The sequence below is a fragment of the Bradyrhizobium sp. Leo170 genome (assembly GCF_004296405.1).
Classification (GTDB): domain Bacteria; phylum Pseudomonadota; class Alphaproteobacteria; order Rhizobiales; family Xanthobacteraceae; genus Bradyrhizobium.
Genome location: NZ_PSRR01000839.1, coordinates 1 through 618, shown reverse-complemented (window position 1 = coordinate 618; position 618 = coordinate 1). Strand labels below are relative to the sequence as shown.

Annotated in this window: 1 protein-coding gene; it reads right to left on the bottom strand. The window is 56.5% G+C overall.

Features of this window, described 5'->3' with window-relative positions; all coding sequences use genetic code 11:
- Positions 1 to 348: 348 nt before the first annotated feature.
- Positions 349 to 540: a CsbD family protein gene (locus CWO89_RS45010; protein ID WP_130231261.1), complete on the bottom strand. Its 192-nt coding sequence runs from the start codon at positions 538 to 540 to the stop codon at positions 349 to 351.
- Between the last annotated feature and the right edge of the window lie 78 nt (positions 541 to 618).

Here is a 618-nt window from a genome sequence, read left to right as displayed (position 1 = left end):
GGCAGTCTTTCTCCATGCATCGAAACCAGATGCGCGGTCTGGCGTTGGGATCAATGGACGATGATGATTTGCAAGCCCGCAGTGAACAAGCTCTCGTCGTAGTGACCCTCAGTACGGCAACGCTGATCGCATGCGTTACCCTTTTCGTATCTCAATTGTAAGGCCGCCGCAGTTGGCGGCGTCTTTCGTTTGGAATGCCACTTCCTGCCCCGAAAAGGGCATAGCGGCACGTCCAAGCTAAAGGTCGGTTCTTAGAGGTAAGGTAGACTTCGTCACTCAGCCCGACCGCCCTGTGGCAAAAGAAAAGGCCGCCCGGAGGCGGCTAGTTCTTGGTCTTCCCTCTTGTGCTTATTTTTTGAGGGCGCCAGCGGCGTCCCGCGCTGCATCCTTCACATCTCCGGCGGCGTTGTGTGCGGATCCCTTCGCCTTGTCGATCTTGCCTTCGGTTTCCATCTCCTTGTCGCCAGTGAGCTTACCGGCACCTTCTTTGATGGCGCCTTTTGCCTTGTCGGCAGCGCCCTTCACATGTTCGCGATCCATGGTCGTGTTCCTTTTGCTATGCGGAAGACCAGCACAACGAAAGAGTTACGCAGTGGTTCCTCGGAGAACAAGCGCGGG

Bases quoted from the DNA above. Each gene is read 5' to 3' on its own strand.
- CWO89_RS45010 (WP_130231261.1), bottom strand. From the start codon at position 540: ATGGATCGCGAACATGTGAAGGGCGCTGCCGACAAGGCAAAAGGCGCC.